Source organism: Ancylobacter novellus DSM 506 (assembly GCF_000092925.1).
Lineage (GTDB): Bacteria > Pseudomonadota > Alphaproteobacteria > Rhizobiales > Xanthobacteraceae > Ancylobacter > Ancylobacter novellus.
Genome location: NC_014217.1, coordinates 2,428,257 through 2,454,576, shown reverse-complemented (window position 1 = coordinate 2,454,576; position 26,320 = coordinate 2,428,257). Strand labels below are relative to the sequence as shown.

Below are 26,320 nucleotides of genomic sequence, written 5' to 3'. Positions count from 1 at the left end.
GCCCATCGCGCGAGCGCGCAGAGGCTTTTGGCACATGGCTTCCTATCAGTACGTCTACCACATGCACGGCATGACCAAGGCCTATCCGGGCGGCAAGAAGGTGCTGGAGAACATCCATCTCTCCTTCTACCCGGACGCCAAGATCGGCATCCTCGGCCCCAACGGCTCGGGTAAGTCGACCCTGCTCAAGATCATGGCCGGCCTGGACAAGGATTTCACCGGCGAGGCCTGGGTCGCGGAAGGCGCGCGCGTCGGCTACCTGCCGCAGGAGCCGCAGCTCGACCCCAAGCTGTCGGTGCGCGAGAACGTCATGCTCGGCGTCGCCAAGCAGAAGGCGATCCTCGACCGCTACAACGAGCTCGCCATGAACTACTCGGACGAGACCGCGGACGAGATGACCGCGCTGCAGGACGAGATCGAAGGCCAGGGCCTGTGGGACCTCGACAGCAAGATCGACCAGGCGATGGACGCGCTGGGCTGCCCGGAAGAGGGCTCGGACGTCACCCGGCTCTCCGGCGGTGAGCGCCGCCGCGTCGCGCTGTGCCAGCTCCTGCTCTCGCAGCCCGAATTGCTGCTGCTCGACGAGCCGACCAACCATCTCGACGCCGAGACCACCAACTGGCTGGAAGGCCACCTGCGTAACTATCCGGGCGCGATCCTGATCGTCACCCATGACCGCTACTTCCTCGACAATGTGACCGGCTGGATCCTCGAGCTCGACCGCGGTCGCGGCATCCCCTACGAGGGCAACTACTCCTCCTGGCTGACGCAGAAGACCAAGCGCATGCAGCAGGAAAACCGCGAGGACGAGGCGCGCCAGCGCGCGCTCGCTTCCGAGCAGGAATGGATCGCCGCCTCCCCGAAGGCGCGGCAGGCCAAGAACAAGGCGCGTATCCAGCGCTATGACGAGCTGGTCAAGAAGGCCTCCGAGAAGGCGCCGACCACCGCCCAGATCGTCATCCCCGTGGCCGAGCGGCTCGGCAACAACGTCATCGACTTCCAGCACCTGTCCAAGGGCTATGGCGACAATCTGCTGATCGACGACCTGTCGTTCAAGCTGCCGCCGGGCGGCATCGTCGGCGTCATCGGGCCGAACGGCGCCGGCAAGACCACGCTGTTCCGCATGATCGCCGGGCAGGAGAAGCCCGACGCCGGCACCATCACCATCGGCGACAGCGTCAAGCTCGGCTATGTCGACCAGAACCGCGACGCGCTCGACGACAAGAAGACCGTCTGGGAGGAGATCTCCGGCGGCAACGAGGTGCTGTATCTGGGCAAGCGCGAGATCAATTCGCGCGCCTATTGCGGCGCCTTCAACTTCAAGGGCGGCGACCAGCAGAAGAAGGTCGGCATGCTCTCGGGCGGCGAGCGCAACCGCGTGCATCTCGCGCGTATCCTGCAGCAGGGCGCCAACGTGCTCCTCCTCGACGAGCCGACCAACGATCTCGACGTCGAGACGCTGCGCGCGCTGGAAGAGGCGCTGGAGGACTATGCGGGCTGCGCGGTCATCATCTCGCATGACCGCTTCTTCCTCGACCGCATCGCCACCCACATCCTCGCCTATGAGGACGACAGCCATGTCGAGTGGTTCGAGGGCAACTTCCACGACTACGAGGAAGACAAGAAGCGCCGCCTCGGCGTCGACGCCATCATCCCGCACCGGATGAAGCACAAGAAGCTGACGCGCTGAGGGGGAGGCCGCCTTCGCATTTGCTGCGGCTTTCCTCTCCCTCATGGCCGGGCTTGACCCGGCCACCCAGGGCCAAGCCGCGCGTCGGCGGAGGGGCTGGGAAGCTCTATGCTGACCGCGAGGCGGGCGCTCACGCCGCCCGCCTTCGATCCCGAAGCCCATCACCCCTCATACGCCCGCTCCAGCGCCCCGAGGTCGATCTTCCCCATCTCCATCATCGCCGCCATCACCCGCGCGATGGCGGCGGTGTCGCCGGAGGTGTGGACCTTCTCCACCAGCCTCTGCGAGTTGACCTGCCAGGACATGCCGTAGCGGTCCTTCAGCCAGCCGCAGGGTTGCTCGGTACCGCCGCCTTCCAGGAGGCGCGACCAGTAATGGTCGATCTCCGCCTGCGTCGTGCAGTCGATCAGGAACGACGTTGCCTCGCTGAGCGTGAACATCGTGCCGCCATTGATGGCGCCGAAGGTCTGCCCCTCCAGCTCGAAGACCACCACCATCACCGAGCCGGGATCGCCCGGGCCGGCTTCGGGATAATTGGAGACCGCGACGATGCGGGAATTGGGAAAGATCGAGACGTAGAACTTCGCGGCCTCCTCGGCCGTGCCGTCGAACCACAGATAGGGCGTGATCTTCTGCTGGATGGCCATGTCGCCGGTTCCTCCACGGGGTTGCCTCCCAAGGACGAACGCGCCGGCGCCGTCCCGACAGGGGCCTCCTGTTTTTCTGCGCGGTTCACACGCGCGCTCGATTTTGGTTATCTCGACCTCATGTCCTCGTCCGCCCCGCGCCGCTTCGCCTTCCGCCTTGCCGCCGCTCTCGCGCTGGCCCTGACCGCCATGCCGGCTGAGGCCGACCCGGCCTTCGACCGCTGGCTCGCCGCGCAATGGCCGGCGGCGCAGGCGATGGGGATTTCGCGCGCCACCTTCGAGCGCGAGACGCGCGGGCTGGAGCCCGACTATTCGCTGCCCGACCTCGCCATTCCCGGCAAGCCGCAGAAGCCGGGCGCGCAGGCGGAGTTCGTGCAGACGCCGGCCGCCTATCTCTCCGACAAGGCCATCGGCAACTATGCTTCGCGTGGCCGGACTCTCGCCCGGCAATATGCCGCCGAGCTCAAGACCATCGAGCGGCAGTTCGGCGTGCCCGGCCCGGTGCTGCTCGCCATCTGGGCGCGCGAAACCTCCTATGGCGGCGCCAAGCTCAACTACGACGCGCTGCGCGTGGTGGCGACGCAGGCCTATGTCGGTCGCCGCAAGGACGAGTTCCGCGCCGAATTCCTCGCCGCGCTGAAGATCCTCGACGAGGGCCATGTCACGCGGCCGCAGATGAAGAGCTCATGGGCCGGCGCCATGGGCCTCACCCAGTTCATGCCCACCGGCTACCTCAAATACGGCGTCGATCTCGACGGCGATGGCACGGCGAATATCTGGACCTCGGTGCCGGAGGCGCTCGCCGCCACCGCCAGCCTGCTGCGCGAGGAAGGCTGGCAGGCCGGCAGGCGCTGGGCCTATGAGATCGTGGTTCCGGCGAATTTCGACTGCACCAAGGCCGAGCCCGCGGTGACGCTGACCATCGGCGACTGGCTCAAGCGCGGGGTGAAGATCGCCGATGGCCGCCGCGTGCCGCCCGCGGCGATGAAGGACCCGGCCTCCATCATCATGCCGGCCGGCCCGCACGGCCCGGCCTTCCTCACCCTGGCCAACTACTTCGTGCTGAAGTCCTACAACTTCGCCGATCTCTACGTGCTCTATGTCGGCCATCTCGCCGACCGCATCGAGGACGACCGGCCCTTCGCGCAGGGATGGAGGGACATCGCGCTGGTGAAGACGCGCGACCTCGAATTCATGCAGAAGGTGCTGACCCAGCGGGGCTTCTACAACGAGAAGATCGACGGCAAGGCCGGCATGAAGACGAGGGCGGCGTTGGGCGCCTACCAGAAGGCGAACGGCCTCACGCTCGACTGCTGGCCGGACGGCGAGGTGCTGGAGCACATGAAGCGGGGCGGGTGAGGGGAAGCCGTCGTCCCGGCCGAAGCGTAGCGGAGAGCCGGGATCGTACTCCATTCTGCTTGCGATCCCGGATACGGCCTGCGGCCGTTCCGGGATGACGAAGGGTGATCACCGCGCCATGCGCGTCATCACCCGCACATCGGTGCCGCCGCCGAAGTCGCTGGCGGAGAGCCAGAACACCTCGCCCTCGCTGTCCTCGGTGTCGAGCCAGAGGAAGGGCAGGTTGGGATACTCGGCTTCCAGTATCTCCTTGCCGGTGCCGATCTCGCAGATCAGGCTGCCCTGCGCGGAGAGGTGCTTGGGCGCCTCGGTGAGGATGCGGCGGACGATGTCGAGGCCGTCCGGCCCGCCGTCGAAGGCGAGGCTCGGCTCGTGGCGGTATTCATCCGGCAGCGCCGCCATGGCCGGCGCGTCGACGTAAGGCGGGTTGGTGATGATGAGGTCGTAGACCTCCCCCGCCAGCGCCTCGAAGAGATCGCCCTCGACGAGCCGCACGCGGTCTCCCATCTCGTGCTCGGCCACGTTCTCGGCGGCGAGCGCCAGCGCGTCGGGCGAGAGGTCCACCGCGTCCACCTCGGCATTGGGGAAGATCATCGCTGCGAGGATGGCGAGGCAGCCGGAGCCGGTGCACAGGTCCAGCACCCGCGTGATCGCCATCGGCTCGGGCACCAGAGCGAAGGGATCGCCGCCCGCGAGCTCGGCCGCCAGCAATTCGCCGATAAAGGAGCGCGGCACGATGGCCCGCTTGTCCGAGCGGAACGGCACGCCCTGGATATAGGTGCGGCCCAGGAGATAGGCTGCCGGCTGGCGCGTCTCGCAGCGGGCGTCGATCAGCCCGGCAAGGCGCGTGCGCTCCTCGCCGGTCAGCTTCGCATCGAGCCAGGGCGAGAGGTCGTCGATGGGAAGGTGCAGCGATTCCAGGACGATGAAGGCCGCCTCGTCGAGCGCCTCGGTCGTGCCGTGGCCGAAGGCGAGGCCCGCCGCGTTGAAGCGGCTCACCGCGTAGCGCACGAAATCGCGCACCGTGACCAGTTCGTCCGCCGCCGCCATCGCATCCTCCCTCTCTGCTGGCGCCAAGCGACAGCATGCCCCGCGCACGAAAGCAAGCGCCGCCGAAGGCAGGAGCCCGCTTGTAATCAAACCGTCACGGATCGATAGGATTGAGACCACTCATCTACGGGGACGACGCATGGCCGAACCGGCGAACGACGAAATCACCCTTGTCATCGACCGCTCGGTGGCGGTCGTGTTGTTCGAGTTCCTCTCCCGCACGGTGGACGACGCCGATGGCGAGGCGCTCATCGACTATGTCGAGGACGAGGCGGAGATCCCGGCCCTGTGGGCGCTGCTCGCCGGGCTGGAGAGCGTGCTGACCGAGCCGATGGCCGAGGATTACGAGCGCCGCGTGCTCGCCGCCCGCGAGGCGGTGATCAAGCGCTTCGGCGGTGCCTTCTCCGGCAAAGGCGACGACTGACCGGCGACGACTAACCGGCGACGATTAGAGGTGGAAATGACCGATCAGCAGCTCTGGACCGCGGTCGACGACTATGTCGTCGAGCGCCTCGTGCCCCCGGACGGGGCGCTGGAGGCGGCGCTCACGATGAGCGACGCCGCCGGCCTGCCGGCGATCAACGTCGCGCCGAACCAGGGCAAGCTGCTCATGCTGCTGGCGAAGATGGCCGGCGCCCGGCGCATCCTGGAGATCGGCACGCTCGGCGGCTATTCCACCATCTGGCTCGCCCGCGCTTTGCCGGCGGACGGCCGGCTGGTGACGCTGGAATATGAGCCTGATCATGCCGAGGTCGCCCGCGCCAACATCGCCCGCGCCGGGCTCGGGGACATCGTCGACATCCGCGTCGGTCCGGCGCTGCAGAGCCTCGCGGTGCTGGAGACGGAAGGCGAGGGGCCGTTCGACCTCGTCTTCATCGACGCCGACAAGCCGAACAACCCGCATTACCTCGACTGGGCCCTGAAATTCTCGCAGCCCGGCACCGTCATCGTCGCCGACAATGTGGTGCGCGACGGCACGATCCTCGATCCGTCCCACCCGGATGCGCGGGTGCAGGGCGTGCGCGGCACCTATGACTGGTTCGCCCGCGAGCCCCGCGTCACCGCGACGGCGGTGCAGACGGTCGGCTCCAAGGGCTATGACGGCTTCGCCGTGGGGCTGGTGACGGGGTGATCTCCGATCGCTTCCTGCCCAACACGCCCTCATCCTGACTCATGGCGGCACTTCGGGGGCGGTGGGTGCCGCCTTTGGACCGTCATCCCCGGGCTTGGTCCGGGGATCCACGACTTTTGCCAAGTGCGCCGAACCAAACCAAAGGCGTGGATGGCCGGGCCAAGCCCGGCCATGACGAGCCTCTAGACATCCGGTCGCGAATGACGGGGCAGTCTCTCGGGATGAGGTCGCTCCAAGGAGCGAGCTCCGCAGTCGCGACGGCAAAAGCCTCTACGGCACCGCGGTCGGCGCCAGCGAGGTGCCGGCGGTGGCCGCGGCGGCGGCGGGCGTGGTGGCCGGCAGCGTCTTCGGGTTCACCGTGACGTCGGCCGAGCGCTGCTGCGCCTCGATATTGGCGGCCATGGCGCGGCCGAGGTCGCGGGCGAAGCAGTTGTAGCCCCAGTCGTTCATGTGGAAGCTGTCCTTCCACAGGAAGTCCTCGAAGCCCATGCCGGCGCTCTCGTGCCAGTCGCGCATCAGCGCGAAGCGGTGATAGACGCCGATGCCCTCCTCCTGCGCGATGGTGTCGATCAGCCGGATCATCGGGCCTGTGTCGGCGTCGGCGAGCACGCGCGGGGCGTATTGCGGGTCGACCAGCACGAGGTCGGCGTCGAGCGCGCGTATGCGGGCGATGGCCTCGCGCAGCAGCTTCTCGGTGGTGGCGAGCCCGTCGGTGCGGAACAGCGCATTCACCCCGGACTGCCAGATCACCAGCGTCGGCTTCGCGGCGGCGACGTCCTTGTCGAAGCGCGCCAGCATCTCCGGCGCGTCCTGCCCGTTCATGCCGCGATTGACGACCCTGATCTGCGCCCCCGGGAAGCGCTCGCGCAGCATGGCCTGCAGCCGCCGGGGATAGGACGCGTCCGCCGAGGTCGCCCCCGCCCCGGCGGTCGAGGAGGAGCCGATGGCGACGATGGTGACGGGCTCGCCGGCGCGCAGCTTCGCCGCGGTGCGGGCGAGCGGGAAGGGGAGCTTGGCCACCGTCTTCGACGAGGGACAGGCGGCCGGGATCATGTTCTTCGCCGGCGGGACCAGCGTCTGCGCCGAGACGGGGAGGGGCGTCGTCAGGCAGAGGGCGGCGGCGAGGAGGAGCGGCGGAGTTCGCATGGGGGTCTGTGTCAGCGGGAACCGAGGGCGCGCATCTCGACGCCGTCCACGATCACGCCGACCAGCAGCCGGCCGATGCATTGATGGACGTCGGCGAACAGCGACGGCGAGGGGCGGGCACTGTCGAAATCGAAGATGCCCTCGTCCTCCCAGAACCGCATGACGCTGTAGCGGTCGAAGAACGGCACGCCGCTGGAGCGTGCCGCCCAGCGCAGGGCGTTGTTGTAGGGGGCGACATCGAAGGCGAAGGCGGTGTGCGGCGAATATTGCGGGCTGACGATGATGACGTCGGCGCCGGCCGCGTGGGCATAGGAGATGCCGGTCGACACAGCGTCGGAGAAGGCCGAGGTGTCGGCGCCGAGGATGGTGTCGTAGGTGCCGGTCTGCCAGATCATCAGCGCCGGCCTGGCCTTCTCCAGCACGGCGGGCAGGCCGGGGAGGATCGCCTCGGCGGTGGCGCGCGGCTCGTTATGCGTCGTCACCACCACCCCGCCATCGGGATAGCGGGCGCGCAGCGTCTCCTCGATATAGCTCGGGAAGCTGCGCGGCTGCATGTCCTTCTCGGAGCCGGGCCGGGCCTTCTTGGCGAGGGTGGCGCTGTTCAGCACCAGTATGGTGGCGGGGGATTTGGCCTCGAGCGCGCGGGCGAGGTGCGGCAGCGGGTAGCCCGCCCGCGTCAGCGCCGATGGCGCGGCGCACACCTTCCCGGTCTCGGCACGGACGGCAGCGCCGCCCCCCGGGACGAGGGCCGTTGCGAGAAGGACACCCCAGATAAAGCGTTTCACTATGAACCGCGCCGACCAGCCGTCTTCCGCGCCGCAATATCGCGCTCGACGCGAGCATACCACGACAACAGGGCAGAGAGAGCCACCATCAATACGATGCCGGCCACGCTCAGCGTCAGTTGCATGGTGAGCGAGCCGGTCACTTCGTTCAGCACGAAATGTGCGGCAAAAGAAAGGAAGACGCCGAAGCAGAACACCTCGAGCGAATTCTGGCCGCACAAAATCATCGGCCACAGTGTCGGCGAGCGCAGCGCCGGCCAGTCTACTGGTATCAATCGTACCACGACGATCGCCAGCGCGAAGAAGTGCAGCAGGCGCAGCGGCGCGAGGTCGGTCTTGCTGATCGGATAGATGATGTCGCCGATCGCGGGCGGAACGAAGCCTTCCATCGGAGGCCAATACCAGCTGGCAACCACCGCCAGCGACAGGAGCAGATAGAGCCAGGCCAGCACGAGCGCGAGCCGCGAATGCACGATGCCGCTCAGCCGGTCGCTACCGCCGAGCCCGCACCAGCCGCCGAAGGTGAACAGGAACTGCCAGGCGAAGGGGTTGAAGAACCACATCCGGTCGTCCGGATAGGCCGGCAGGTTGAACCCCGTGTGGGTCGCGAACAGCCACAGCGCGAAGGAGGCCATGAGCGTGGCGTCCGGGCGCTTCTTCAGCGCCCATAGGATCGGCGGGAAGGTGGCGAGCAGCGCGATGTAGAGCGGCAGCACGTCCATGTTCGCCGGCCGGAACTTCAGGAGCAGCGCCTCGACGAGGGCCACGTCCGGCTCGGCGAGGAACTGCAGCGCGCCCATCTCCTCCGCATAGAGCGGGTTGGAGAAGCTGCCGACGACGTAGGAGATCTCGGCGAGATAGATGACGAAGAGGAAGATGAAGGCGACGTAGAGCTGCCACGCCCGGCGCAGGATGCGCGCGGAGGTGACGATCACCCCGCTGGTGTCGAGCTCGCGGCCATAGACCATGGCGGCGGTGTAGCCGGAGATGAAGACGAAGATCTCGGTGGCGTCGGAGAAGCCGAAATTCCGGTTGGTGATCCAGTTGCCGATATTGTTGGGGATGTGGTTGAGGAAGATGAACCACAGCGCCAGCCCGCGGAACAGGTCGAGCCGCAGGTCCCGCCCGCTGGCCGCCGGACGAGGCTGCGGCGAGGCGGGCGGCGCCGACGCCTGCGAAGCCTGGCCCCCTGCCTGCAACGCCCCCTGGGCCGGCCCGTGGGCCGGTCCCGCCCGGTCTTCCGCCGTGTCGGCGGTTGCCAACTTCACCCCCAGCTCACCGCTTGAGGCGCAGGCCGAGCATCAGCACGGTGACGCCGTTGAGCACGAGGTCGATGCCGAGCAGCAGGCCGAGCACCCACAGCCCGCTCAACGGCCAGCCGGCGATGATCTCGATGCCGAGCAGGATGGCGATCGCTGCCGAGAAGGCGAGCCAGCCCCAGCCGTCGGCCGGCCGCAGCTGGAAGGCGGCGACGAGGCGGAAGATGCCGCCGACGATCAGCGCCGCGCCGAGCAGCAGGGTGAGTACCGTGGCGGCGAGCAGCGGGTTCATGAAGGCGATGACGCCGGCGGCGAGGTAGAGCAGCCCGTCGAGCAGCCAGAAGGCGAAGGCGCCCCATGTCTTGACCTGGAAGGCGTGGAAGATCTGTGCCGCACCGGAGATCGCCATCAGCACGCCGAGATAGAGCACGGTTACCACCGTGCCGAGGGCGAGATGGGCGAGGGCGATGGCGCCGGCGATGATCATCAGCACGCCGAGGGCGACGAACCAGCCCCATTTGGAGCGCAGCTCCGAGAGGTGTCCGGCAAGCATGCTGCCGGGAGTCGGCGTCAGGGAATCCGATGGAAGAGACATGAGTTGATCCTCATTCCTTGCTCGCCACGCCGGCAGCGCGGTAACGACTTCCGCTCTCCGGAGTTCCAGCGACTCGCCCTTGGACGAGCGCGCCATGGTATAGGCAGGCCGGGCTCGCCTGTAGCCATGTGGCGGCGGCTTCGCATTCTATTGCAGGATCGCCCATGTCGAGCCTTTCCGATACGCCCGCAGAGGATATGGCCCACGATCTGTTCGGCGAGCCGGCCGCCGTCCCGGCCCAGCGCTTCACCGCGCGCCTCGCCCGCCCCCTCATCGCGCCGGACGAGCTCGCCGGGATCGCCCAGTGTCTTGATATGCCCGAAGTGCGGCCGGAATGGATCGGCGCCAATCTGGTGATCGAGGGCGTACCGCGCCTGACGCCGCCGCCGCCCGGCGATGGAGTTGCGAAGCGCCGAGGCGCTGCTGGCGTCAGATTCCCATCAGCGAGAACAGCGCGCGACTGATCTCACTGTCGGGCTGTCCGAGGCGGCCGTTTTCCTCAAAGTGGTTCGCGTTGAACGCAAGGGTCCGGCTGGCGAGTCGTCCCATGCCCTGCAGTGCATCGGCGAAGACGGCCGACTGGCGCTTGAATTCCGGGCTGTCCTCGTCGGCCGAGGCGACGGCGATCGGGCAGGCGATTCGGTTGAGGTGGCGCATCGGACTGGCTGCCTCTTCCTCCTGCGGCGTGATGTGGAGGAACTTGCTGCGCGAGGAGAGCCGCACCGGATAGAGATCGTACATGCCGCTCATCAGCAGCGCGCCCTTGATGGCGTCAGCGGGCAGCCCGCGCGCAGTCCAATCGGTGGTGAGCACGCAGCCCGCAAGATGGGCGCCCGACGAATGGCCAGCGAGGAAGACGCGGCCGGCATCACCACCGAAGCTCGCGGCGTTGCGGATCGTCCATTCGAGCGCGCGCCGGCAATTCTCGATCATCTCGGGCAGACGAGTGGTCTTCAGGCTGCCGAAGTCGGGCGCCAAATAAGCAGCCCCTCGTCCGACCACGGCCGGCGCCGGAAACGACGCGTCCTGCCGAGAGTTGCGCGTCCAGGCTCCGCCATGGATGAAGACCAGGACGGGTACGCCGTGCGGATTGGGCGGCGTGAAGATGTCGATGAGATCCACGTCGCTCGCACCGTAGCGCTCTGTCCGCGGTGGCATCTTCCGGCGAACCTCGGCGCTCCTCGCGCCGTCGTCGGCCTCCAGCTCCGCCATCTGCGGCGCCCAGAAGGACTGGTCATAGGCCCTGTCGAGCTGCTCCTGCGTGTAGTCGAGGAACACCGGCGCCGGCTGGCCGGACGATGGCGCAACGCTGGCGCCTCCGGGAGTGGCCGTCGCCGCCGGAAAGTGTCGACGCCGCATGATCCGTAACTCCACGCTTGTTGGCGGAGGGACGGCAGCACGGACCGGCGCCTCGTGCAACCCGTCTCATCGCGTGCTTGGGGGGCAAAGCTCACAATGCGCCCTCATCCTGAGGTGCTCGCGCAGCGAGCCTCGAAGGATGGTCGTTACAGCGAACCCGGATGAGCATCCTTCGAGGCTGGCCTTCGGCCAGCACCTCAGGATGAGGCTCCTCCGAAGGGAATGTCCGAACCTACGAAACCACCCCGTACAAAAGAAAATCCCGGAGCGGCCCATCGGCCGTCCGGGATCGACTTCGACATTCGGCAGAGGCAGAAGCCGCCGCTCAGCGCACCGCGACACCGTTCTGCGCCACAGGCATGGCGGCGGTCGCCTCCGGCACCGAGCCGGTGGTCGCGGGAGCCGGCGCGGCCGAGGCGGTGGCCGGCGGGTTGCCCGGCAGCACCACGACCTTGGTGCCGACCTTCGCCTTCGAATACAGCTCCTCGACGTCCCCGTTGAGCATGCGGATGCAGCCCGAGGACATGAACTTGCCGATGGTGGACGGCTGGTTGGTGCCGTGGATGCGGTAGATCGTGCCGCCCAGATACATGGTGCGCGCGCCGAGCGGGTTACCCGGGCCGCCGGCCATGAAGCGCGGCAGGTAGGGCTGGCGCTCGATCATCTCCGCCGGCGGGCGCCAGTCGGCCCATTCCTTCTTGGCGGAGATCCTCTCGGTGCCGGCCCAGGTGAAGCCCTCGCGGCCGACGCCGATGCCGTAGCGGATCGCCTTGCCGCCGCCCTGCACGTAATAGAGGTAGGTGTTCGGCGTATCGATGACGATGGTGCCGGCCGGCTCCTTCGTCACATAGTCGACCTCCTGCCGCTGCAGGTTCGCCGGCAGCGCCTTGACCGGGCCGGTCTCCGGCTGGTCCTCGGGCGGCAGCATGGCGACGCTGGAGCCGTTGGCGCCGTAATTGTTGTCGAGGCTCTGCGGCGGCACCGCGGCCGGCTGGCCATAGGCGGCGCGCCCCTGCGCAGGCTGGCCCTGCGCCGGCTGACCCTGGGCGGGCTGGCTGTAAGTGGCGGTGTTGCCGTAGGGCGAGGCCATGCCGGCCGGCGGCTGGCCGGAATAGGCGCCCGCCGGGTAGCCGGCCGGCTGCGTCGCCGGATTGGCGTAGGGCGCGTCGGCGATCGGCGGCACGCCCGGGGGAACGTTACCGCGCGCCTGACCAGCCTGGCCCGCGCCGTTCGCGCCCGCCGGCGGCTGCGCCGCATAGGGGTCGCGCACGCCGGGCGGCGTCTGGTAGGTCGCCTGCGGGGCGCCGTAAGCGGGAGCGGCGCCGCCCTGCTGCGGGGCGCCGTAGGGGTCGTAGGCCGCCGGGACCTGCACGTCCTCGACCGCGCGGTTGCCGGTCGTCGCCTCATAGGCGGAACCGTCCTGCGCGGCGGGGGCGGATTGTTCGGCGGGATAGTACTGGGCGCTGGCGGTGCCGACCGACGCGAGGACCGAGAGGGCGACAGCGGGAGCGAAACCGAGGCGAACGACCATCATCTAGCCTTAAATCGAATCTGCCAGGACAAGGCGGCGTGAATGCTTGTCGCGAGGGAATGACGCAGGATCAAGGCAGGTTCAAGACCAGACTGAGTCGGGAACCGTCACGGGCCTGTCACGCCTGCGCAGCGCTTGCGGCCGATGTATTCCTGCCACACCTGCCGGTACGGCAGTCTTACTCTGCGTCAGGGCTGGCCGAGATTCCGGCTCCGCCAGCAGCACCCTCATCCTGAGGGCCGATCCAAATCAGTTGGCTCGCCGACAACCACCCTCCTGCCCTCATGGCCGGGCTTGACCCGGCCACCCAGTGACTGGGCGCATGCCGAAAGGCTGGGTCCCCGGGTCAAGCCCGGGGATGAGGGAAAGAGGAAGGGATGGCCCAGGCACTCAGGAAGGCCCCGCCTCGCGGTCGCGATGCCAGCCCACGACCGCGTCGGGGAAGCAGTCGGTGGAGGCGAAATAGGGCTTGATGTCGAGGAGCGGCGTGCCGTCGAGGCAGTCGAGCCCGACGACCTTCAGCCGCCCGTCCTCGATGCCGAGGAGGCGCACGGCGCTCATCGCGATCGGGTTGGGCCGGGCGGGGCTACGTAGCGCGAACGTGCCGCGACCCTGACCATAGGTCTTCGGCACCTGCACGACGAGGTTCCGCGGCGCGCGGTCCATGAAGTAGAGCAGCCAGAGATGGGTGGTGCCTTCCAGCCCCTCCAGCGCCGGGCGGAAGGCGGGATCGATCTCCACCGTGCAGACGGCGTCGGACTCGCGCGAATTCTTCGGGCACTCGGCGCGGCTCTTCCACGGCGTGCGGATGCGGCCGATGAAATAGAGCCCGGCATCGGGTGCGGCCGGCAATTCGACGGCGACCTCGCCGGGGCGGATGCCGAAGCCGGTCTCCCCGTCGACGCCTTCCGGCGCGCTGGTGGCAATGCCGATGTCGGTGGCGTTATGCGATGTCACCACTTTTCTCCCGAATGTCACCTTTTACGCCACCATCTATGCCACCGCCGCGGCCCATGCCGTGCATGTGAGCATTGGGCCGGCGACCGCCTCTTGCGCTTCATCAAGATTAGACATAAAGATATCTTTATATCTTTTCAGGAGAGCATGTGTCCGCTTCCCCGCTCAGTTTCGCGCTGCTGCTCGACGGCCTCAAGGCGGCCGGCGAAGACACGCGCCTGCGCCTTCTGGCGCTGATCGGCGAGGGGGAGCTCACCGTCTCCGAGCTTACCGAGATTCTGGGCCAGTCGCAGCCCAGAATCTCGCGCCATCTCAAGCTTTTGGCCGAGGCCGGGCTGGTCGAGCGTTTCCGCGAGGCGAGCTGGGTGTTCTATCGCCGCGCCACGGACGCGCCCGGCGCCGCGCTCACCGACGCGCTGCTCGACCTGATGGCGCCGGACGACGACATCCTTTTGCGCGACCGCGAGCGGCTGGAGGCGGTGCGCGCCGCGCGAGCCGAGCAGGCGCAGGCCTATTTCCGCGCCCATGCCCATGAATGGGACGCCATCCGCCGCCTGCACGCGCCCGAGACCGAGGTCGAATCGGCAATCAAATCAATACTTTCCGGCCAGCGTGTCGGCGCGCTGCTCGACCTCGGCACCGGCACCGGACGCATCCTCGAACTCTTCGCCGACGAGATGGAGCGCGGCGTCGGCATCGACCTCTCCGCCGAGATGCTCGCCGTCGCCCGCGCCAATCTGGAGCGCGCCGGCGTGCGCAACGCGACGGTGCGGCAGGGCGACATCTACAATCTCGCTCTGCCGCGCGACGCCTTCGACGTGGTGGTCATCCATCAAGTCCTTCATTTCCTTGAGGATGCGCCGCGCGCGCTGAAGGAGGCGGCGCGGGTGCTGCGGCCGGGCGGACGGCTGCTGGTGGTTGATTTCGACCCGCACGACCTCGAATTCCTGCGCGAGCAGCACGCCCATCGCCGCCTCGGCTTCGCGCCGGAGATCATGGAGAGCTGGCTGGCGCAGGCCGGCCTCTCGCCCCAGTCCCATCGCCTGCTGGCGCCGAAGGGCGACGGCCGGCTCACCGTTTCGCTCTGGCTCGCCCGCGACCCGCGCGTCGTGCTGGCGCAAGCCCCGCAGGGCGGCGAAGCCCAACAGAAGAAGGAGGTCGCCTGATGTCGTCGGATGTCGAGCGCCGCAGCCGCCGCGCCGGCGGGCGGCCGGTTTCGGTGTCGTTCGAGTTCTTCCCGCCCAAGACGGCGGAGATGGAGGCGACGCTCTGGAGCTCCATCACGCGGCTCGCGCCGCTGGCGCCGAAATTCGTCTCGGTGACCTATGGCGCCGGCGGCTCGACGCGCGAGCGCACCCACGCCACCGTCGAGCGCATCGTCAAGGAGACCCGCCTCGCCCCGGCAGCGCATCTCACCTGCGTCTCCGCCTCGAAGGGCGAGGTGGACGAGGTGGTGCGCGGCTATTGGGATGCGGGCGTGCGCCACATCGTGGCCCTGCGCGGCGATCCGCCGGGCGGCGTCGGCCATCTCTATGAGCCGCACCCGGAGGGCTACAAGACCTCGGCCGACCTCGTCGCCGGCATCCGCCGCACCGCCAATTTCGAGGTGTCGGTCTCGGCCTATCCCGAGAAGCACCCGGAAAGCCCGTCCTTCGACACCGACCTCGACATCCTCGCCGCCAAGGTCGATGCCGGCGCGACGCGTGCTATCACCCAGTGCTTCTTCGACAACGACCTCTATTTCGCCTATCTCGACAAGGTGCGGGCGCGGGGCATCGACGTGCCCGTCGTGCCGGGCATATTGCCGGTGTCGAACTTCAAGCAGGCGAAGAATTTCTCCGAGAAGACCGGCACCTACATGCCGGACTGGCTCGCCGGCCGCTTCGAGGGGCTCGACAACGACCCCGAGACCCGCAAGCTGATCGCTGCCGCGGTGGCGGCCGAGCAGGTGTTCGATCTGGTGGATCGCGGTGTCACCGAGTTCCACTTCTACACGCTCAACCGCGCCGACCTCGTCTACGCGATCTGCCACCTGCTCGGCATCCGCCCGCCGCTGGAGGCGGGGCAGAGCAACGGGCAGGCGGCGGCGTAGGTAAAGGTGTGCGTTGCCCTATATAGTAGGGACACCTGCGGAGGCTTTCGAATGAGCGAGCCGGACAATTTCATCCTGAAGCTGCTGCAGGAAATCCGCGCGGAGATGAAGAATGGCTTCGACGCCACTGGAAAGCGCCTCGATTCCATCGACGCCAAGATCGAAAGCCTGAAGCAGGCCATGCACGGTGAGTCCGTGCTTGGCCGCTACGCCACCGCCGAATTCGAGGACCGCATCGAGGCGATCGAGAAACGTCTCGACAAGCTCGAAAAAGGCCATTGATCACAATTGTTTCTTATGAAGCTGTCATGCCGGAATCGTCGCCGCATGACCGGATGAGTGCCCCATGACCGCCCAGCCGACCGACACCCTCAAAGCCCTCCGCGCCGCCGCCTCCGAGCGCATCCTCGTGCTCGACGGCGCCATGGGCACGATGATCCAGCAGCTCAAGCTGGACGAGGCCGGCTATCGCGGCGAGCGGTTCAAGACGTGGAACCGCGACCTCAAGGGCAACAACGACCTGCTGAACCTGACGAAGCCCGACGCGGTGCGCGACATCCATCTCGCCTACTTCACCGCGGGCGCGGACATCGTCGAGACCAACACCTTCTCCGGCACCACCATCGCCATGGCCGATTACGGCATGGAGAGCCTGGTCTACGAGATCAACTTCGAGGGCGCGCGCCTCGCCAAGGAGGCTGCCAAGCTCGCCGAGGCGAAGGACGGCCGCCGCCGCTTCGTCGCCGGCGCCATCGGGCCGACCAACCGCACGGCGTCCATCTCGCCGGACGTCAACGATCCCGGCTTCCGCGCCACTTCCTTCGACGAGCTCGCCACCGCCTATGGCGAGCAGGCGGCGGCGCTGATCGACGGCGGCTCGGACCTGCTGCTCATCGAGACCATCTTCGACACGCTGAACGCCAAGGCGGCGATCTTCGCCATCGAGCGCCTGTTCGAGGAGCGCGGCATCCGCCTGCCGGTGATGATCTCCGGCACCATCACCGACCTCTCCGGCCGCACGCTGTCGGGCCAGACGCCGGAGGCGTTCTGGAACTCGGTGCGGCACGCCCAGCCCTTCTCCATCGGGCTGAACTGCGCGCTCGGCGCCAAGGAGATGCGTGCCCATATCGACGAGCTGTCGCGCATCTCCGACACCTTCGTCTGCGCTTATCCGAACGCCGGCCTGCCCAACGAGTTCGGCCTCTATGACGAGAGCCCGGCGGCGATGGCCAAGCTGGTGGGCGAGTTCGCCGCCTCTGGGCTGGTGAACGTCGTCGGCGGCTGCTGCGGCACCACGCCGGACCATATCCGCGCCATTGCCGAGGCGGTGGCGCCGCACGCGCCGCGCGAAATCCCCGAGATCGAGCCGCGTCTGCGCCTCTCCGGCCTCGAGCCCTTCGAGCTGACGCCCAACATCCCGTTCGTGAATGTCGGCGAGCGCACCAACGTCACCGGCTCGGCGCGCTTCCGCAAGCTGATCACCAATGGCGACTACACCGCCGCGCTGGCGGTCGCCCGCGACCAGGTGGAGAACGGCGCGCAGGTCATCGACGTCAACATGGACGAGGGCCTGCTCGATTCCGAGAAGGCGATGGTGACCTTCCTCAACCTGCTCGCCGCGGAGCCGGACATCGCCCGCGTGCCGATCATGGTCGACAGCTCCAAGTGGAGCGTCATCGAGGCCGGCCTGAAGTGCATCCAGGGCAAGGGCATCGTCAACTCGATCTCGATGAAGGAGGGCGAGGAGGCGTTCAAGCATCACGCCCGCCTGGTGCGCGCCTATGGCGCCGCCGTGGTCGTCATGGCCTTCGACGAGAAGGGCCAGGCGGACACCTATGAGCGCAAGGTGGAGATCTGCGCGCGCGCCTACCGCATCCTCGTCGAGGAAGTCGGATTCCCGCCCGAGGACATCATCTTCGACCCGAACATCTTCGCGGTGGCGACCGGCATCGAGGAGCATGCGGGCTATGGCGTCGCCTTCATCGAGGCGACCCGTGCCATCCGCCAGCAGCTGCCGCACGCGCACATCTCCGGCGGCGTGTCGAACCTCTCCTTCTCGTTCCGCGGCAACGAGCCGGTGCGCGAGGCGATGCACGCCGTGTTCCTCTACCACGCCATCGCAGCGGGCATGGACATGGGCATCGTCAATGCCGGCCAGCTCGCGCCCTATTCGGAGATCGAGCCGGAGCTGCGCGAGGCCTGCGAGGACGTGGTGCTCAACCGCCGCGACGACTCCACCGAGCGCCTGCTGGCGCTCGCCGAGCGTTTCAAGGGTGGCGGCCGCGAGAAGAAGGAAGCCGATCTCACCTGGCGCACCTGGACGGTCGAGAAGCGGCTGGAGCACGCGCTGATCAACGGCATCACCGACTATGTCGAGGCCGACACCGAGGAGGCGCGCCAAGCCGCCGCCCGGCCGCTGCACGTCATCGAAGGCCCGCTGATGGCCGGCATGAACGTGGTCGGCGACCTATTCGGTGCGGGCAAGATGTTCCTGCCGCAGGTGGTGAAGTCGGCCCGCGTGATGAAGCAGGCGGTCGCCTATCTCATGCCCTTCATGGAGATCGAGAAGCAGGAGCTCGGCCTTACCGACGCCGCCAGCGCCGGCAAGATCCTGATGGCGACTGTGAAGGGCGACGTCCACGACATCGGCAAGAACATCGTCGGCGTCGTGCTCCAGTGCAACAATTACGAGGTGATCGACCTCGGCGTGATGGTGCCGACCGCCAAGATTCTCGAGGTCGCCAAGACCGAGAAGGTCGACGTCATCGGCCTGTCCGGGCTGATCACGCCCTCGCTCGACGAGATGGTGCATGTCGCGTCCGAGATGGAGCGCGAAGGCTTCGACCTGCCGCTGCTGATCGGCGGGGCGACGACCTCGCGCGTCCACACGGCGGTGAAGATCGCCCCGCAATATGTGCGCGGGCAGGCGGTCTACGTCACCGATGCCAGCCGTGCGGTGGGCGTGGTGTCGAGCCTGCTCAATGACAATACCCGCGCCGACTACATGGCGAATGTCCGGGCGGAATACGCCAAGCTCGCCGACGCCCATGCCAAGAGTGACCGCAACAAGGTGCGGGTGAAGCTGGAGGAGGCGCGCGCTAACCGGCTCGCCATCGACTTCGAGGACTACCGGGCGCCGGTGCCGGCCTTCTTCGGCACGCGCGTATTCGAGGAATACGACCTCGCCGAGCTGGTGCGCTACATCGACTGGACGCCGTTCTTCCAGTCCTGGGAGCTCACCGGCCAGTACCCGCGCATCCTCGACGACGAGAAGGTCGGCCCCGCCGCCCGCGCGCTCTATGATGATGCGCGCAAGATGCTGAAGCAGATCGTCGACGAGAAGTGGCTCACCGCCCGCGCCGTGGTCGGCTTCTGGCCGGCCAACACGGTGGTCGACGACATCGTGCTCTATGAGGACGAGAGCCGCTCCACCGAGCTCGCCACGCTGCACACGCTGCGCCAGCAGATGGGCAAGCGCGAGGGGCGGCACAATCTGGCGCTCGCCGATTTCGTCGCCCCGGCGATCACCGGCGTGCCGGATTATGTCGGCGGCTTCTGCGTCTCCACCGGTTTCGGCGAGCATGAGCGCGCGGAAGCCTTCAAGGCGGCGCATGACGACTATTCCGCGATTCTTCTCAAGGCCTTGGCGGATCGTCTTGCAGAAGCGTTTGCGGAACGCATGCATGAGCGCGTGCGCCGCGAATTCTGGGCTTATGCGCCGAATGAAGTCCTTGATAATGAGAATCTGATTCAAGAGAATTATCGCGGCATCCGGCCCGCGCCGGGTTATCCGGCGCAGCCCGACCACACGGAAAAGGCGATTCTTTTCAAGTTGCTCGACGCGACTTCTAAGATCGGAGTCGAGTTGACCGAGAGTTTCGCCATGTGGCCGGGCGCCGCCGTCTCGGGCCTCTACTTCGCCCATCCGGACTCTTCATATTTCGGTGTAGGCCGGATCGAGCGCGACCAGGTTGAGGACTATGCGGCGCGCAAGGGGATGAGCGTGGAGGAGGCCGAGCGCTGGCTGGCGCCGGTGCTCAACTACGACCCGCTCAGTTACAAGTCGGTCGCCGCCGAGTAGGCGCGATGGCCGCGTTGGAGAAGGACGCGAAGCGCGTGTGGCACTGGGCGCTCCTCGCCCTCGTCGTCTGGGCGGGGCTCGCCTATGTGATGCTGCCGCGGCTGTGGACGCATCACGAACACCAGCCGGGCATCAAGCACCTGCCGATGGTGACGCAGACCAAGCAGGGCATACCGGGCGACCCGATCGACGTCGGGCTGGTCGGCTCCCGCGAGGACGTCATCCGCGCCATGTACGCGGCCGGCTGGCGGGCCGCCGATCCGGTGACGCTGAAGTCGAGCCTCGCCATCATCGGCTCGGTGCTGCTCGACCGGCCCGACCCGCAGGCGCCGGTCTCGCCGCTCTATTATGACGGGCGGGTGGAAGACCTCGCCTTCGAGAAGGAGATCGGCCGCAGCGCCGACCGGCGCGACCATGTCCGCTTCTGGAAGGTGCTGGATGTGGGCAAGGAGGGCGCCCCCGTCTGGCTCGGCTCGGCGACCTATGACCGTGGTGTCGGCCTCAGCCACTATACCGGCGCCGTCACCCACCATATCGGCCCGGACGTCGATTCCGTGCGCGACCTGCTGATCGACGACCTCAAGCAGGCCGGCATGGTGCGGGACGTCTACCAGGTCACCGGCGTCGGCCCGACGCTGTTTGGGCGCAATGGGGGCGGCGATCCCTATTACACCGACGGCGAGATCTGGTTCGCCCGGCTGATGCCGAACGGGGAGAAGAACCCCAACCCGCCGACCATCATCCCGCCGCCGCCGGCGGTCGGGGTCAAGGACGCGTTCTGGGATTCGCTGGCGAAGCTGGTTTCCGGGAGCTGAAGGGCCGGCGCGCGGTCCGGCTTGGCTCGGATGCCTCGCCTTCTTGCCCTCATGGCCGGGCTTGACCCGGCCACCCGGACTTTGACCGGGAGCTCCCTCTCCCCAGCGGGGAGAGGGAAAGAAGAGGCCGGCTCTCAGGCGACCGCGCCCTCGGGCGCTCAGAACTTGTAGTTGATGCCGAGTTTCACGGTCTGCAGCTTCACGTCGACCTTGGTGCCGGCATCGCCGTCCCAGTTGATGTCGCCGAGGTCGGCATAGAGATATTCGGCCTTCACGGTCCAGTTGTCGGTGAAGGCGTATTCGACGCCGCCGCCGACCGTCCAGCCCCACAGCGTCTCGTCCGCCGAGGCGGTGCCGGTGAGGCCGGGCTGGAAGACGCCGCCCATATAGGTATCCCAGCGCTCCGACATCTTGACGTTGCCCCAGGCGAGGCCGCCGGTGACGTAGGGCAGCAGGCGGTCGACCGCATAGCCGAGCCGGGCGCGGACGGTGCCGAAGGCCTCGATCTTGGTCTCGATGCCGCCGAGGTCGAGGTCCGGCACGCCGGAGAACAGGTCCGTGCCATAATAGCTGAGCGAGTCCTTCAATTCGCCGAACTGAGCGTCCGCCTCGATGCCGAGCACGACATTGTTGTCGAACTGGTAGTTGTAGCCGACCTGCACGCCGCCGAACCAGCCCTGCGGGTCGGAGCCGCCGCTGTAGCCGTACTGGTCGAGCGCGCCGTAATAATAGTCGAGATAGCCGAGCCAGGGCGCCGAGCCTTCGCCCCAGCCATAGCCGGCATTGCCGCCGAGATAGAGGCCGGTCCAGGTGAAGGCCGGCACCACCATCATGGGCGGCGCCTTGACCGGATAGGACAGGTCGGCCGCGGCCGCCGGCATGGTGAGCGCGGCGGCCGCGATGCCGCCGAGGAGAAATGCCTTGATACGCATGCGATGCTCCCCCGATAGATGATGGGGGAGCCTAGCGCCGCCGGCTTTAAGAAACCCTCACGAGCTCACGCGCCTATGGCCCGCTCCAGGAACCGCGCCGCCTCCAGCAGCGCACGGTCGCGGCCGAAGCGCCCGACGAGTTGCACGCCGATCGGCAGGCCCGTCGCCCCCGTCAGTCCGGTGACGTTGATGCAGGGCGCCCCGCTCATGGTCCACAGCCGGTTGAAGGCCGGCGAGCCGGTGGTGGCGAAGCCCTCCGGCGCCTCGCCGGTGGCGGAGAAGGTCAGCAGCGCGTCGTAGTCGGCGAACAGGTCGGAGAGCGCGTGGCGCGACTGCCGGGCGAGGCGACGGCCGGCATCGTATTGCTCCGGCGTGATGCGCATCGCCTCTTCCAGATAGGTGCCGAGCGTCGGCGACAGCGCCTCGCGGTGGTGGTCCCACTCATGGGCTAAGGCGAGCGCCGCCTCATAGCCCTGCATGGCCGCATGCGCCTCGTCGCCCTTCTCCACCGCCTCCGAGAGGTCGACGACGGTCACGCTGGCGCCGGCCCGTTCCGCCGCGCGCGCCGCCTGCTCCAGCGCGGCATGGGCATCCTCGGTGGCGAGATGGGCGCGGGCGGTCTTGGCGACCGCAATGCGCGGCGCATTGGCGTCGTGGTCGAGCGCGAAGTCGCGGCCGGAGATTGCGCCCGCGGCGAAGGCGACGTCGGCGACATGGGCGCCGAACAGGCCGAGCGTGTCGAGCGACCAGGAGAAGGGCTTCAGCCCGAGCACCGGCAGCATCTTGTAGGACGGCTTGTAACCGGTGACGCCGCAATAGGAGGCAGGGCGGATGACCGAGCCACCGGTCTGGGTGCCGATGGTGACCGGCAGCATGCCGGCCGCCACCGCCGCCGCCGAGCCGGCCGAGGAGCCGCCCGGCGAATGCGAGAGCCGGCGCGGGTTGCGGGTCGGGCTTGGCTGCATGAAGGCGAACTCGGTGGTCACGGTCTTGCCGGCCATCAGGCCGCCGGCCCGCGCGGTCATGCGCACGATGGCGGCATCGGTAGCCGGGCGGTAGCCGGCATAGAGCGGCGAGCCGCGCTCGGTGGGGAAGTCCACCGTATCGAGAATGTCCTTGATGCCCACCGGCAGGCCGGCGAGCGGGGTTTCGGCCAATCCCGGTGACGTCGCCTTGGCGGTGAGGGCGTCGAGATCGAGGCTGGCGAAGGCGCGTACCTCGCCCTCCTGCGCGCGGATGGCTTCCGCGCAGCGCTCGGCGACATCGGCGGGGGTCAGGCGTCCGGCGCGGACGGCCTGGGCGAGGGCGGCGGCGGAGAGCATCTCGGTCATGTTTCGCCTGTCGCATGACCGCCGGTCTCAGGCAAGTCACAGCACCGGCAAGTCATACCGCCGCTCGACGCCGCAGGGACCCGATCGCCTCCCAGGGTGTTGCCCCTAGGACAATGCCGGCGTGCAGTTGGGACATCGTCCGGGCAATCCGGAATATTTGGCATGCCGTATGCAAGATCATCCAAGTGGTCATTTTGCTGGGTCAATGCTGATGCAGATCGTCCTGAACTGTTCCGCCGAACTCGCCCGCAAGCTGATGGCGTCGCCGCGCCCGAGCTATTGGGGCAACCTCCATGCGATCGTCCTGAAGGCGCATGATCCGTCCGAGGGCGTCTATATCTGGCCGCGGGTCGCCGAGACCGACGAGATGAAGGGCATGGGAGGAGGGGTCCGATGAGCCACCTCATCCTCACCATCTGCCTGCTCGCCAGCCCCGATGCCTGCCGCGAGGAGAGGATCGCCACCGAGGCCCGTATGGGCCTGCCGATGGAATGCACCGCCGCCATGAACGAATGGGCGACACAGCACCCTGCCTGGCGCGTCGTGCGCTGGCGCTGCGGGTTGCGTGAAGAAGCGATCTGAGGCTTCGGCCGCTGCGCGGCTGCGTTCGATCGCGAGAGACAACGGCCGGCAGAACGCGGATCATGGCGGAGTGATGCACATCACCCGACCCGCACCCGATCTCAGGTTGAAGAGGGCCTACGACCCCGTGGCCGACGACGATGGCGCCCGCGTCCTCGTCGACAGGCTGTGGCCGCGCGGAGTCCGCAAGGACGATCTGAAGCTGACCCTGTGGCTGAAGGAGATCGCGCCGAGCGCCGAGTTGCGGAAATGGTTCGGCCATGAGCCGGCTCGCTTCGAGGAGTTCTCACGACGCTATCGCGCCGAGCTCGATGCGAATGGCGATGCGGTGGCGCGTCTTGAGGAACTGCTGAAGCACGGCCGCGTCACGCTGCTTTATGCGGCGCACGATGCGACCCACAACGACGCGGTGGTGCTGGACGCGTATCTGCGGGCGCGTCTGGAAGGCAAGCGCTAGATCTGCCGGCGCGCACCGCGGAACGGCGCCGACTGCGCCGCTTTCTCAATCGCCGCGCGGCCGCATTGCCACCCTGTCGCGGAAATGACCGAGCCCCCATATCTCAACAGGGCCTTTCGCCGGAGTTCCTGCCATGGGTCTCTTTGGTCTCACACCCTTCGCCACCGTGTCCGCCATGTATGTGCTCGGCTTCGCCGCGATCATGCTTGTGGCATGGGACGCCGTGACCGACGGCGACGAGTAGCCGTCGGCGATATCCCGCGTGCCGCCCCGTGGCGGCAGGCCGGCGCGTCCAGCCGGCGTGGCCAATCCTTTCCGCCAAGGTTATGCTGCCGCAGGTAGCGCGTTGCTGCCGTCGGGCTGGCCGGAGCGATGCGGGGCGCCACCTTCCTCCTTGTCATCAATTTCGCCATCGGCCTGTCCTTCGCCGCCGCCTTCCTCCTCCTGACCTGGCGGACGGATATCCGCATCGGCAGATGGTGCGCCGCCGGCTTCCTCTGTGCCGCCGCCACCGTGGCGGTCGAGGCGGTGGTGCCGTTCCTGCCCGGCCGGCTGGCCTCGGCGCTGTCCTTCTCCTTCCTCATGCTGGCGGTGACGCTGATCGTCGTCGGCCTCGCACGTCATTACCGTCCGGATATGTCGCTGCGGCCGATCCTCGCGCTGTTCGTTCTCGCCGAGGCCGTCAACCTGCTGCTGCGCTACGACCTGCCGCGCCCCTCGCTGATCCACGCCTTGATCTACCAGCTGCCCTATGCGGCGATGCTCGCCCTCGGCGCCGGGATCGTGCTCGCCTCCGGCCGGCGCCGGCTGGCCGATCTGGCGCTGCTCGCGGTGCTGGCGGCGGGATCGCTGCACTTTGCCTTCAAGGCCATCGTGCCGCTGTTCGCCACCGGCCCGGCGCCGGATGTGCGCGACTACATATTGAGCATCTACGCCTATTACTCGCAGACCATGGCCGCGGTGCTCGCGCTGCTGCTCGGCCTTTCCGTGCTCGGCGTCATCATCGCCGAGCTGATGGCGGAGACCGCCCGCCGGCTGGAGCGCGATTCGCTCTCGGGTGTGCTCAGCCGCGCCGCCTTCATGGAGCGCGCCGCCGCCCTGTTGGCAGCGCTGCGGCCGGAGGAGCGCGCCTGTCTCGTCATGTGCGACCTCGACCATTTCAAGTCGATCAACGACCGCTTCGGCCATGCCGCCGGCGACGAGGTCATCCGCGCCTTCGGCGGCGTGCTCGCCGAGCGCGCCAGCGTGGGCGCCCTGTGCGGGCGGATCGGCGGCGAGGAGTTCTGCCTGCTGCTGCCCGAGGGCGACGTCGGTGAAGCGCAGCGCCGGATCGAGGCGGTGCGCTCCGCCATGGACCGCCTGCGCTATGCGCTGGTGCCGGGCGAGATACGGGTGACGGCCAGCTTCGGCCTCGCCGTCACCGGGCGCGGCGAGCATATCGACGAGGCGCTACGCCGTGCCGACCTCGCGCTCTATGCCGCCAAGGCCGCCGGCCGTGACCGCCATATGCTGGCGCAGGACGCGCCGGAACGCAGGGGCGGCCGGGCCTCGTAGCGCCTGAAGGGCCGCTCCATCGAAAACGCTTATGGCAATCGCGCGGATTTTCGTTTGAGCGCTTGCGTTTAGAGCGCTAAGCGCGGATCGTTTCCAACGGGTTGGGGCGCAGACGCATGAACATACTGTCGATACAGTCCTGGGTGGCCTATGGGCATGTGGGCAATGCCTCGGCCATGTTCCCCATCCAGCGGCTGGGCCATGAGGTGTGGGGCATCCACACCGTGCAGTTCTCCAACCACACCGGCTATGGCGCCTGGCGCGGCGAGGTGTTCGGCGCCGACCTCATCCGCGAGCTGGTCGGCGGCATGGAGGATCGCAACGTGCTGCCGCGCTGCGACGGCGTGCTGTCCGGCTATATGGGCTCGGCCGAGATCGGCGACGCCATCCTCGACACGGTCGGCCGGGTGAAGGCGGCCAACAGCGAGGCGCATTATTGCTGCGACCCGGTGATCGGCGATGTCGGGCGCGGCGTCTTCGTGCGGCCGGGCATCCCCGAATTCATGCGCGAGCGCGCGGTGCCGGCCGCCGACCTGATCACGCCGAACCAGTTCGAGCTCGACTACCTCTCCGGCCGCAGCACCACGACGTTGCCTGATGCGCTCGTCGCCTGCGACGTCGTGCATGCGAGCGGGCCGCGCGTCATCATGGTCACCAGCCTGCACACCGAGGACACGCCGGCCGATTGCATCGACCTCATGGCCTCCGGGCCGGACGGGCGCTACCTCGTGCGCACGCCCAAGCTGGACATTTCGGTCAACGGAGCCGGGGATGCCATCGCCGCGTTGTTCTTCGTGCACTGGAAGGCCACCCATTCCACCGCCGAGGCGCTCTCCAAGGCGGCGTCCTCGGCCTATGGCTTGCTTGCCCGTACGGCAGCCGCCGGCTCGCGCGAGATCCTCACCGTCGCCGCGCAGGATGAATTCGTCACGCCGTCCCGCATCTTCACGCCGGAGAAGATCTGAC

26 protein-coding genes are annotated in these 26,320 nt (G+C 67.8%); 15 read left to right on the top strand and 11 right to left on the bottom strand.

Annotation, left to right across the window (positions count from 1 at the left end):
* Positions 1-34: 34 nt before the first annotated feature.
* Positions 35-1,690 (top strand): energy-dependent translational throttle protein EttA, encoded by a 1,656-nt coding sequence (ettA, locus tag SNOV_RS11665; protein WP_013167136.1) that lies wholly within the window; start codon positions 35-37, stop codon positions 1,688-1,690.
* A gap of 161 nt (positions 1,691-1,851) precedes the next feature.
* Here ettA and SNOV_RS11660 read toward each other — a convergent pair whose 3' ends face one another.
* Positions 1,852-2,337: a VOC family protein gene (locus SNOV_RS11660; protein ID WP_013167135.1), complete on the bottom strand. Its 486-nt coding sequence runs from the start codon at positions 2,335-2,337 to the stop codon at positions 1,852-1,854.
* 120 nt (positions 2,338-2,457) lie between these two features.
* On the opposite strand from SNOV_RS11660, the gene SNOV_RS11655 reads away from it, so the two are divergent.
* The gene (locus tag SNOV_RS11655; RefSeq protein WP_013167134.1) at positions 2,458-3,696 is read left to right on the top strand and encodes a lytic murein transglycosylase; all 1,239 of its coding nucleotides are present in this window, start codon (positions 2,458-2,460) and stop codon (positions 3,694-3,696) included.
* A gap of 108 nt (positions 3,697-3,804) precedes the next feature.
* Here the strand turns inward: SNOV_RS11655 and prmB are convergent, their stop codons facing one another.
* Positions 3,805-4,746 carry a 50S ribosomal protein L3 N(5)-glutamine methyltransferase gene (gene prmB, locus SNOV_RS11650; RefSeq protein ID WP_041782209.1) on the bottom strand — a complete coding sequence of 314 codons (942 nt, stop codon included), beginning with the start codon at positions 4,744-4,746 and terminating at the stop codon, positions 3,805-3,807.
* Between the two features lie 139 nt (positions 4,747-4,885).
* Between prmB and SNOV_RS11645 the strand changes: the two genes are divergently transcribed.
* A complete protein-coding gene (locus SNOV_RS11645; protein ID WP_013167132.1) occupies positions 4,886-5,170 on the top strand; it encodes a hypothetical protein in 285 nt (94 codons plus the stop codon).
* A 36-nt stretch (positions 5,171-5,206) separates the two neighbouring features.
* Positions 5,207-5,878: an O-methyltransferase gene (locus SNOV_RS11640; protein WP_013167131.1), complete on the top strand. Its 672-nt coding sequence runs from the start codon at positions 5,207-5,209 to the stop codon at positions 5,876-5,878.
* A gap of 270 nt (positions 5,879-6,148) precedes the next feature.
* Here the strand turns inward: SNOV_RS11640 and SNOV_RS11635 are convergent, their stop codons facing one another.
* The 4 genes from SNOV_RS11635 to SNOV_RS11620 form a co-directional block, all read right to left on the bottom strand.
* Positions 6,149-7,024 (bottom strand): SGNH/GDSL hydrolase family protein, encoded by an 876-nt coding sequence (locus tag SNOV_RS11635; protein ID WP_013167130.1) that lies wholly within the window; start codon positions 7,022-7,024, stop codon positions 6,149-6,151.
* A gap of 11 nt (positions 7,025-7,035) precedes the next feature.
* Complete coding sequence (locus SNOV_RS11630) at positions 7,036-7,725, bottom strand: SGNH/GDSL hydrolase family protein (RefSeq protein ID WP_244412736.1); 690 nt, start codon at positions 7,723-7,725, stop codon at positions 7,036-7,038.
* Positions 7,726-7,808: 83 nt separating this feature from the next.
* Positions 7,809-9,077 carry an OpgC family protein gene (locus tag SNOV_RS11625; protein ID WP_013167128.1) on the bottom strand — a complete coding sequence of 423 codons (1,269 nt, stop codon included), beginning with the start codon at positions 9,075-9,077 and terminating at the stop codon, positions 7,809-7,811.
* Positions 9,078-9,084: 7 nt separating this feature from the next.
* Positions 9,085-9,663: an HdeD family acid-resistance protein gene (locus SNOV_RS11620; RefSeq protein ID WP_013167127.1), complete on the bottom strand. Its 579-nt coding sequence runs from the start codon at positions 9,661-9,663 to the stop codon at positions 9,085-9,087.
* Positions 9,664-9,827: 164 nt separating this feature from the next.
* Between SNOV_RS11620 and SNOV_RS23465 the strand changes: the two genes are divergently transcribed.
* The gene (locus SNOV_RS23465; protein ID WP_013167126.1) at positions 9,828-10,127 is read left to right on the top strand and encodes a hypothetical protein; all 300 of its coding nucleotides are present in this window, start codon (positions 9,828-9,830) and stop codon (positions 10,125-10,127) included.
* Here SNOV_RS23465 and SNOV_RS11615 read toward each other — a convergent pair.
* The 3 genes from SNOV_RS11615 to tsaA all read right to left on the bottom strand — a co-directional run bounded on the left by SNOV_RS11615 (position 10,093) and on the right by tsaA (position 13,480).
* The gene (locus SNOV_RS11615; protein WP_013167125.1) at positions 10,093-11,022 is read right to left on the bottom strand and encodes an alpha/beta hydrolase; all 930 of its coding nucleotides are present in this window, start codon (positions 11,020-11,022) and stop codon (positions 10,093-10,095) included. The genes SNOV_RS23465 and SNOV_RS11615 overlap by 35 nt on opposite strands.
* A 325-nt stretch (positions 11,023-11,347) precedes the next feature.
* On the bottom strand, positions 11,348-12,556 hold the full coding sequence (locus SNOV_RS11610; protein ID WP_049785728.1) for a L,D-transpeptidase family protein: 1,209 nt from the start codon (positions 12,554-12,556) through the stop codon (positions 11,348-11,350).
* Positions 12,557-12,943: 387 nt separating this feature from the next.
* Complete coding sequence (tsaA, locus tag SNOV_RS11605; protein WP_049785821.1) at positions 12,944-13,480, bottom strand: tRNA (N6-threonylcarbamoyladenosine(37)-N6)-methyltransferase TrmO; 537 nt, start codon at positions 13,478-13,480, stop codon at positions 12,944-12,946.
* Between the two features lie 179 nt (positions 13,481-13,659).
* On the opposite strand from tsaA, the gene SNOV_RS11600 reads away from it, so the two are divergent.
* The 5 genes from SNOV_RS11600 to SNOV_RS11580 all read left to right on the top strand — a co-directional run bounded on the left by SNOV_RS11600 (position 13,660) and on the right by SNOV_RS11580 (position 20,498).
* Positions 13,660-14,676 (top strand): ArsR/SmtB family transcription factor, encoded by a 1,017-nt coding sequence (locus tag SNOV_RS11600; RefSeq protein ID WP_013167122.1) that lies wholly within the window; start codon positions 13,660-13,662, stop codon positions 14,674-14,676.
* Positions 14,676-15,602 (top strand): methylenetetrahydrofolate reductase [NAD(P)H], encoded by a 927-nt coding sequence (gene metF / locus SNOV_RS11595; protein WP_013167121.1) that lies wholly within the window; start codon positions 14,676-14,678, stop codon positions 15,600-15,602. Before SNOV_RS11600 ends, metF begins: the two co-directional genes overlap by 1 nt.
* A 51-nt stretch (positions 15,603-15,653) precedes the next feature.
* Positions 15,654-15,884: a hypothetical protein gene (locus tag SNOV_RS11590; RefSeq protein ID WP_013167120.1), complete on the top strand. Its 231-nt coding sequence runs from the start codon at positions 15,654-15,656 to the stop codon at positions 15,882-15,884.
* Between the two features lie 64 nt (positions 15,885-15,948).
* A complete protein-coding gene (gene metH, locus SNOV_RS11585; RefSeq protein ID WP_013167119.1) occupies positions 15,949-19,683 on the top strand; it encodes a methionine synthase in 3,735 nt (1,244 codons plus the stop codon).
* A gap of 5 nt (positions 19,684-19,688) precedes the next feature.
* Positions 19,689-20,498, top strand: a complete 810-nt coding sequence (locus SNOV_RS11580; protein WP_013167118.1) for an LssY C-terminal domain-containing protein — start codon at positions 19,689-19,691, stop codon at positions 20,496-20,498.
* Between the two features lie 158 nt (positions 20,499-20,656).
* Here the strand turns inward: SNOV_RS11580 and SNOV_RS11575 are convergent, their stop codons facing one another.
* Positions 20,657-21,430, bottom strand: coding sequence for an outer membrane protein (locus SNOV_RS11575; RefSeq protein WP_013167117.1), 774 nt, complete (start codon positions 21,428-21,430; stop codon positions 20,657-20,659).
* Positions 21,431-21,495: 65 nt separating this feature from the next.
* Complete coding sequence (locus SNOV_RS11570) at positions 21,496-22,761, bottom strand: amidase (RefSeq protein WP_013167116.1); 1,266 nt, start codon at positions 22,759-22,761, stop codon at positions 21,496-21,498.
* A gap of 205 nt (positions 22,762-22,966) precedes the next feature.
* On the opposite strand from SNOV_RS11570, the gene SNOV_RS11565 reads away from it, so the two are divergent.
* The 5 genes from SNOV_RS11565 (at position 22,967) to pdxY (ending at position 26,319) form a co-directional block, all read left to right on the top strand.
* The gene (locus SNOV_RS11565) at positions 22,967-23,158 is read left to right on the top strand and encodes a hypothetical protein (RefSeq protein WP_013167115.1); all 192 of its coding nucleotides are present in this window, start codon (positions 22,967-22,969) and stop codon (positions 23,156-23,158) included.
* Positions 23,155-23,343 carry a hypothetical protein gene (locus tag SNOV_RS11560; protein WP_013167114.1) on the top strand — a complete coding sequence of 63 codons (189 nt, stop codon included), beginning with the start codon at positions 23,155-23,157 and terminating at the stop codon, positions 23,341-23,343. Before SNOV_RS11565 ends, SNOV_RS11560 begins: the two co-directional genes overlap by 4 nt.
* Before the next feature lie 73 nt (positions 23,344-23,416).
* Positions 23,417-23,800 (top strand): DUF488 domain-containing protein, encoded by a 384-nt coding sequence (locus SNOV_RS11555; RefSeq protein ID WP_013167113.1) that lies wholly within the window; start codon positions 23,417-23,419, stop codon positions 23,798-23,800.
* A 372-nt stretch (positions 23,801-24,172) separates the two neighbouring features.
* On the top strand, positions 24,173-25,354 hold the full coding sequence (locus SNOV_RS11550; RefSeq protein ID WP_013167111.1) for a GGDEF domain-containing protein: 1,182 nt from the start codon (positions 24,173-24,175) through the stop codon (positions 25,352-25,354).
* Positions 25,355-25,470: 116 nt separating this feature from the next.
* Positions 25,471-26,319, top strand: a complete 849-nt coding sequence (gene pdxY, locus SNOV_RS11545; protein ID WP_013167110.1) for a pyridoxal kinase PdxY — start codon at positions 25,471-25,473, stop codon at positions 26,317-26,319.
* The last annotated feature ends 1 nt before the right edge of the window (position 26,320 follow it).

Coding starts and splice junctions, on each gene's coding strand:
- ettA (WP_013167136.1), top strand. CDS start 35: ATGGCTTCCTATCAGTACGTCTACCACATGCACGGCATGACCAAGGCC.
- SNOV_RS11640 (WP_013167131.1), top strand. CDS start 5,207: ATGACCGATCAGCAGCTCTGGACCGCGGTCGACGACTATGTCGTCGAG.
- SNOV_RS11655 (WP_013167134.1), top strand. CDS start 2,458: ATGTCCTCGTCCGCCCCGCGCCGCTTCGCCTTCCGCCTTGCCGCCGCT.
- metF (WP_013167121.1), top strand. CDS start 14,676: ATGTCGTCGGATGTCGAGCGCCGCAGCCGCCGCGCCGGCGGGCGGCCG.
- SNOV_RS11550 (WP_013167111.1), top strand. CDS start 24,173: ATGCGGGGCGCCACCTTCCTCCTTGTCATCAATTTCGCCATCGGCCTG.
- SNOV_RS11590 (WP_013167120.1), top strand. CDS start 15,654: ATGAGCGAGCCGGACAATTTCATCCTGAAGCTGCTGCAGGAAATCCGC.
- SNOV_RS11620 (WP_013167127.1), bottom strand. CDS start 9,663: ATGTCTCTTCCATCGGATTCCCTGACGCCGACTCCCGGCAGCATGCTT.
- pdxY (WP_013167110.1), top strand. CDS start 25,471: ATGAACATACTGTCGATACAGTCCTGGGTGGCCTATGGGCATGTGGGC.
- SNOV_RS11645 (WP_013167132.1), top strand. CDS start 4,886: ATGGCCGAACCGGCGAACGACGAAATCACCCTTGTCATCGACCGCTCG.
- SNOV_RS11575 (WP_013167117.1), bottom strand. CDS start 21,430: ATGCGTATCAAGGCATTTCTCCTCGGCGGCATCGCGGCCGCCGCGCTC.
- SNOV_RS11615 (WP_013167125.1), bottom strand. CDS start 11,022: ATGCGGCGTCGACACTTTCCGGCGGCGACGGCCACTCCCGGAGGCGCC.
- SNOV_RS11560 (WP_013167114.1), top strand. CDS start 23,155: ATGAGCCACCTCATCCTCACCATCTGCCTGCTCGCCAGCCCCGATGCC.
- metH (WP_013167119.1), top strand. CDS start 15,949: ATGACCGCCCAGCCGACCGACACCCTCAAAGCCCTCCGCGCCGCCGCC.
- prmB (WP_041782209.1), bottom strand. CDS start 4,746: ATGGCGGCGGCGGACGAACTGGTCACGGTGCGCGATTTCGTGCGCTAC.
- SNOV_RS11580 (WP_013167118.1), top strand. CDS start 19,689: ATGGCCGCGTTGGAGAAGGACGCGAAGCGCGTGTGGCACTGGGCGCTC.
- SNOV_RS11555 (WP_013167113.1), top strand. CDS start 23,417: ATGCACATCACCCGACCCGCACCCGATCTCAGGTTGAAGAGGGCCTAC.
- SNOV_RS11565 (WP_013167115.1), top strand. CDS start 22,967: ATGCTGATGCAGATCGTCCTGAACTGTTCCGCCGAACTCGCCCGCAAG.
- SNOV_RS11635 (WP_013167130.1), bottom strand. CDS start 7,024: ATGCGAACTCCGCCGCTCCTCCTCGCCGCCGCCCTCTGCCTGACGACG.
- SNOV_RS23465 (WP_013167126.1), top strand. CDS start 9,828: ATGTCGAGCCTTTCCGATACGCCCGCAGAGGATATGGCCCACGATCTG.
- SNOV_RS11570 (WP_013167116.1), bottom strand. CDS start 22,761: ATGACCGAGATGCTCTCCGCCGCCGCCCTCGCCCAGGCCGTCCGCGCC.
- SNOV_RS11610 (WP_049785728.1), bottom strand. CDS start 12,556: ATGATGGTCGTTCGCCTCGGTTTCGCTCCCGCTGTCGCCCTCTCGGTC.
- SNOV_RS11660 (WP_013167135.1), bottom strand. CDS start 2,337: ATGGCCATCCAGCAGAAGATCACGCCCTATCTGTGGTTCGACGGCACG.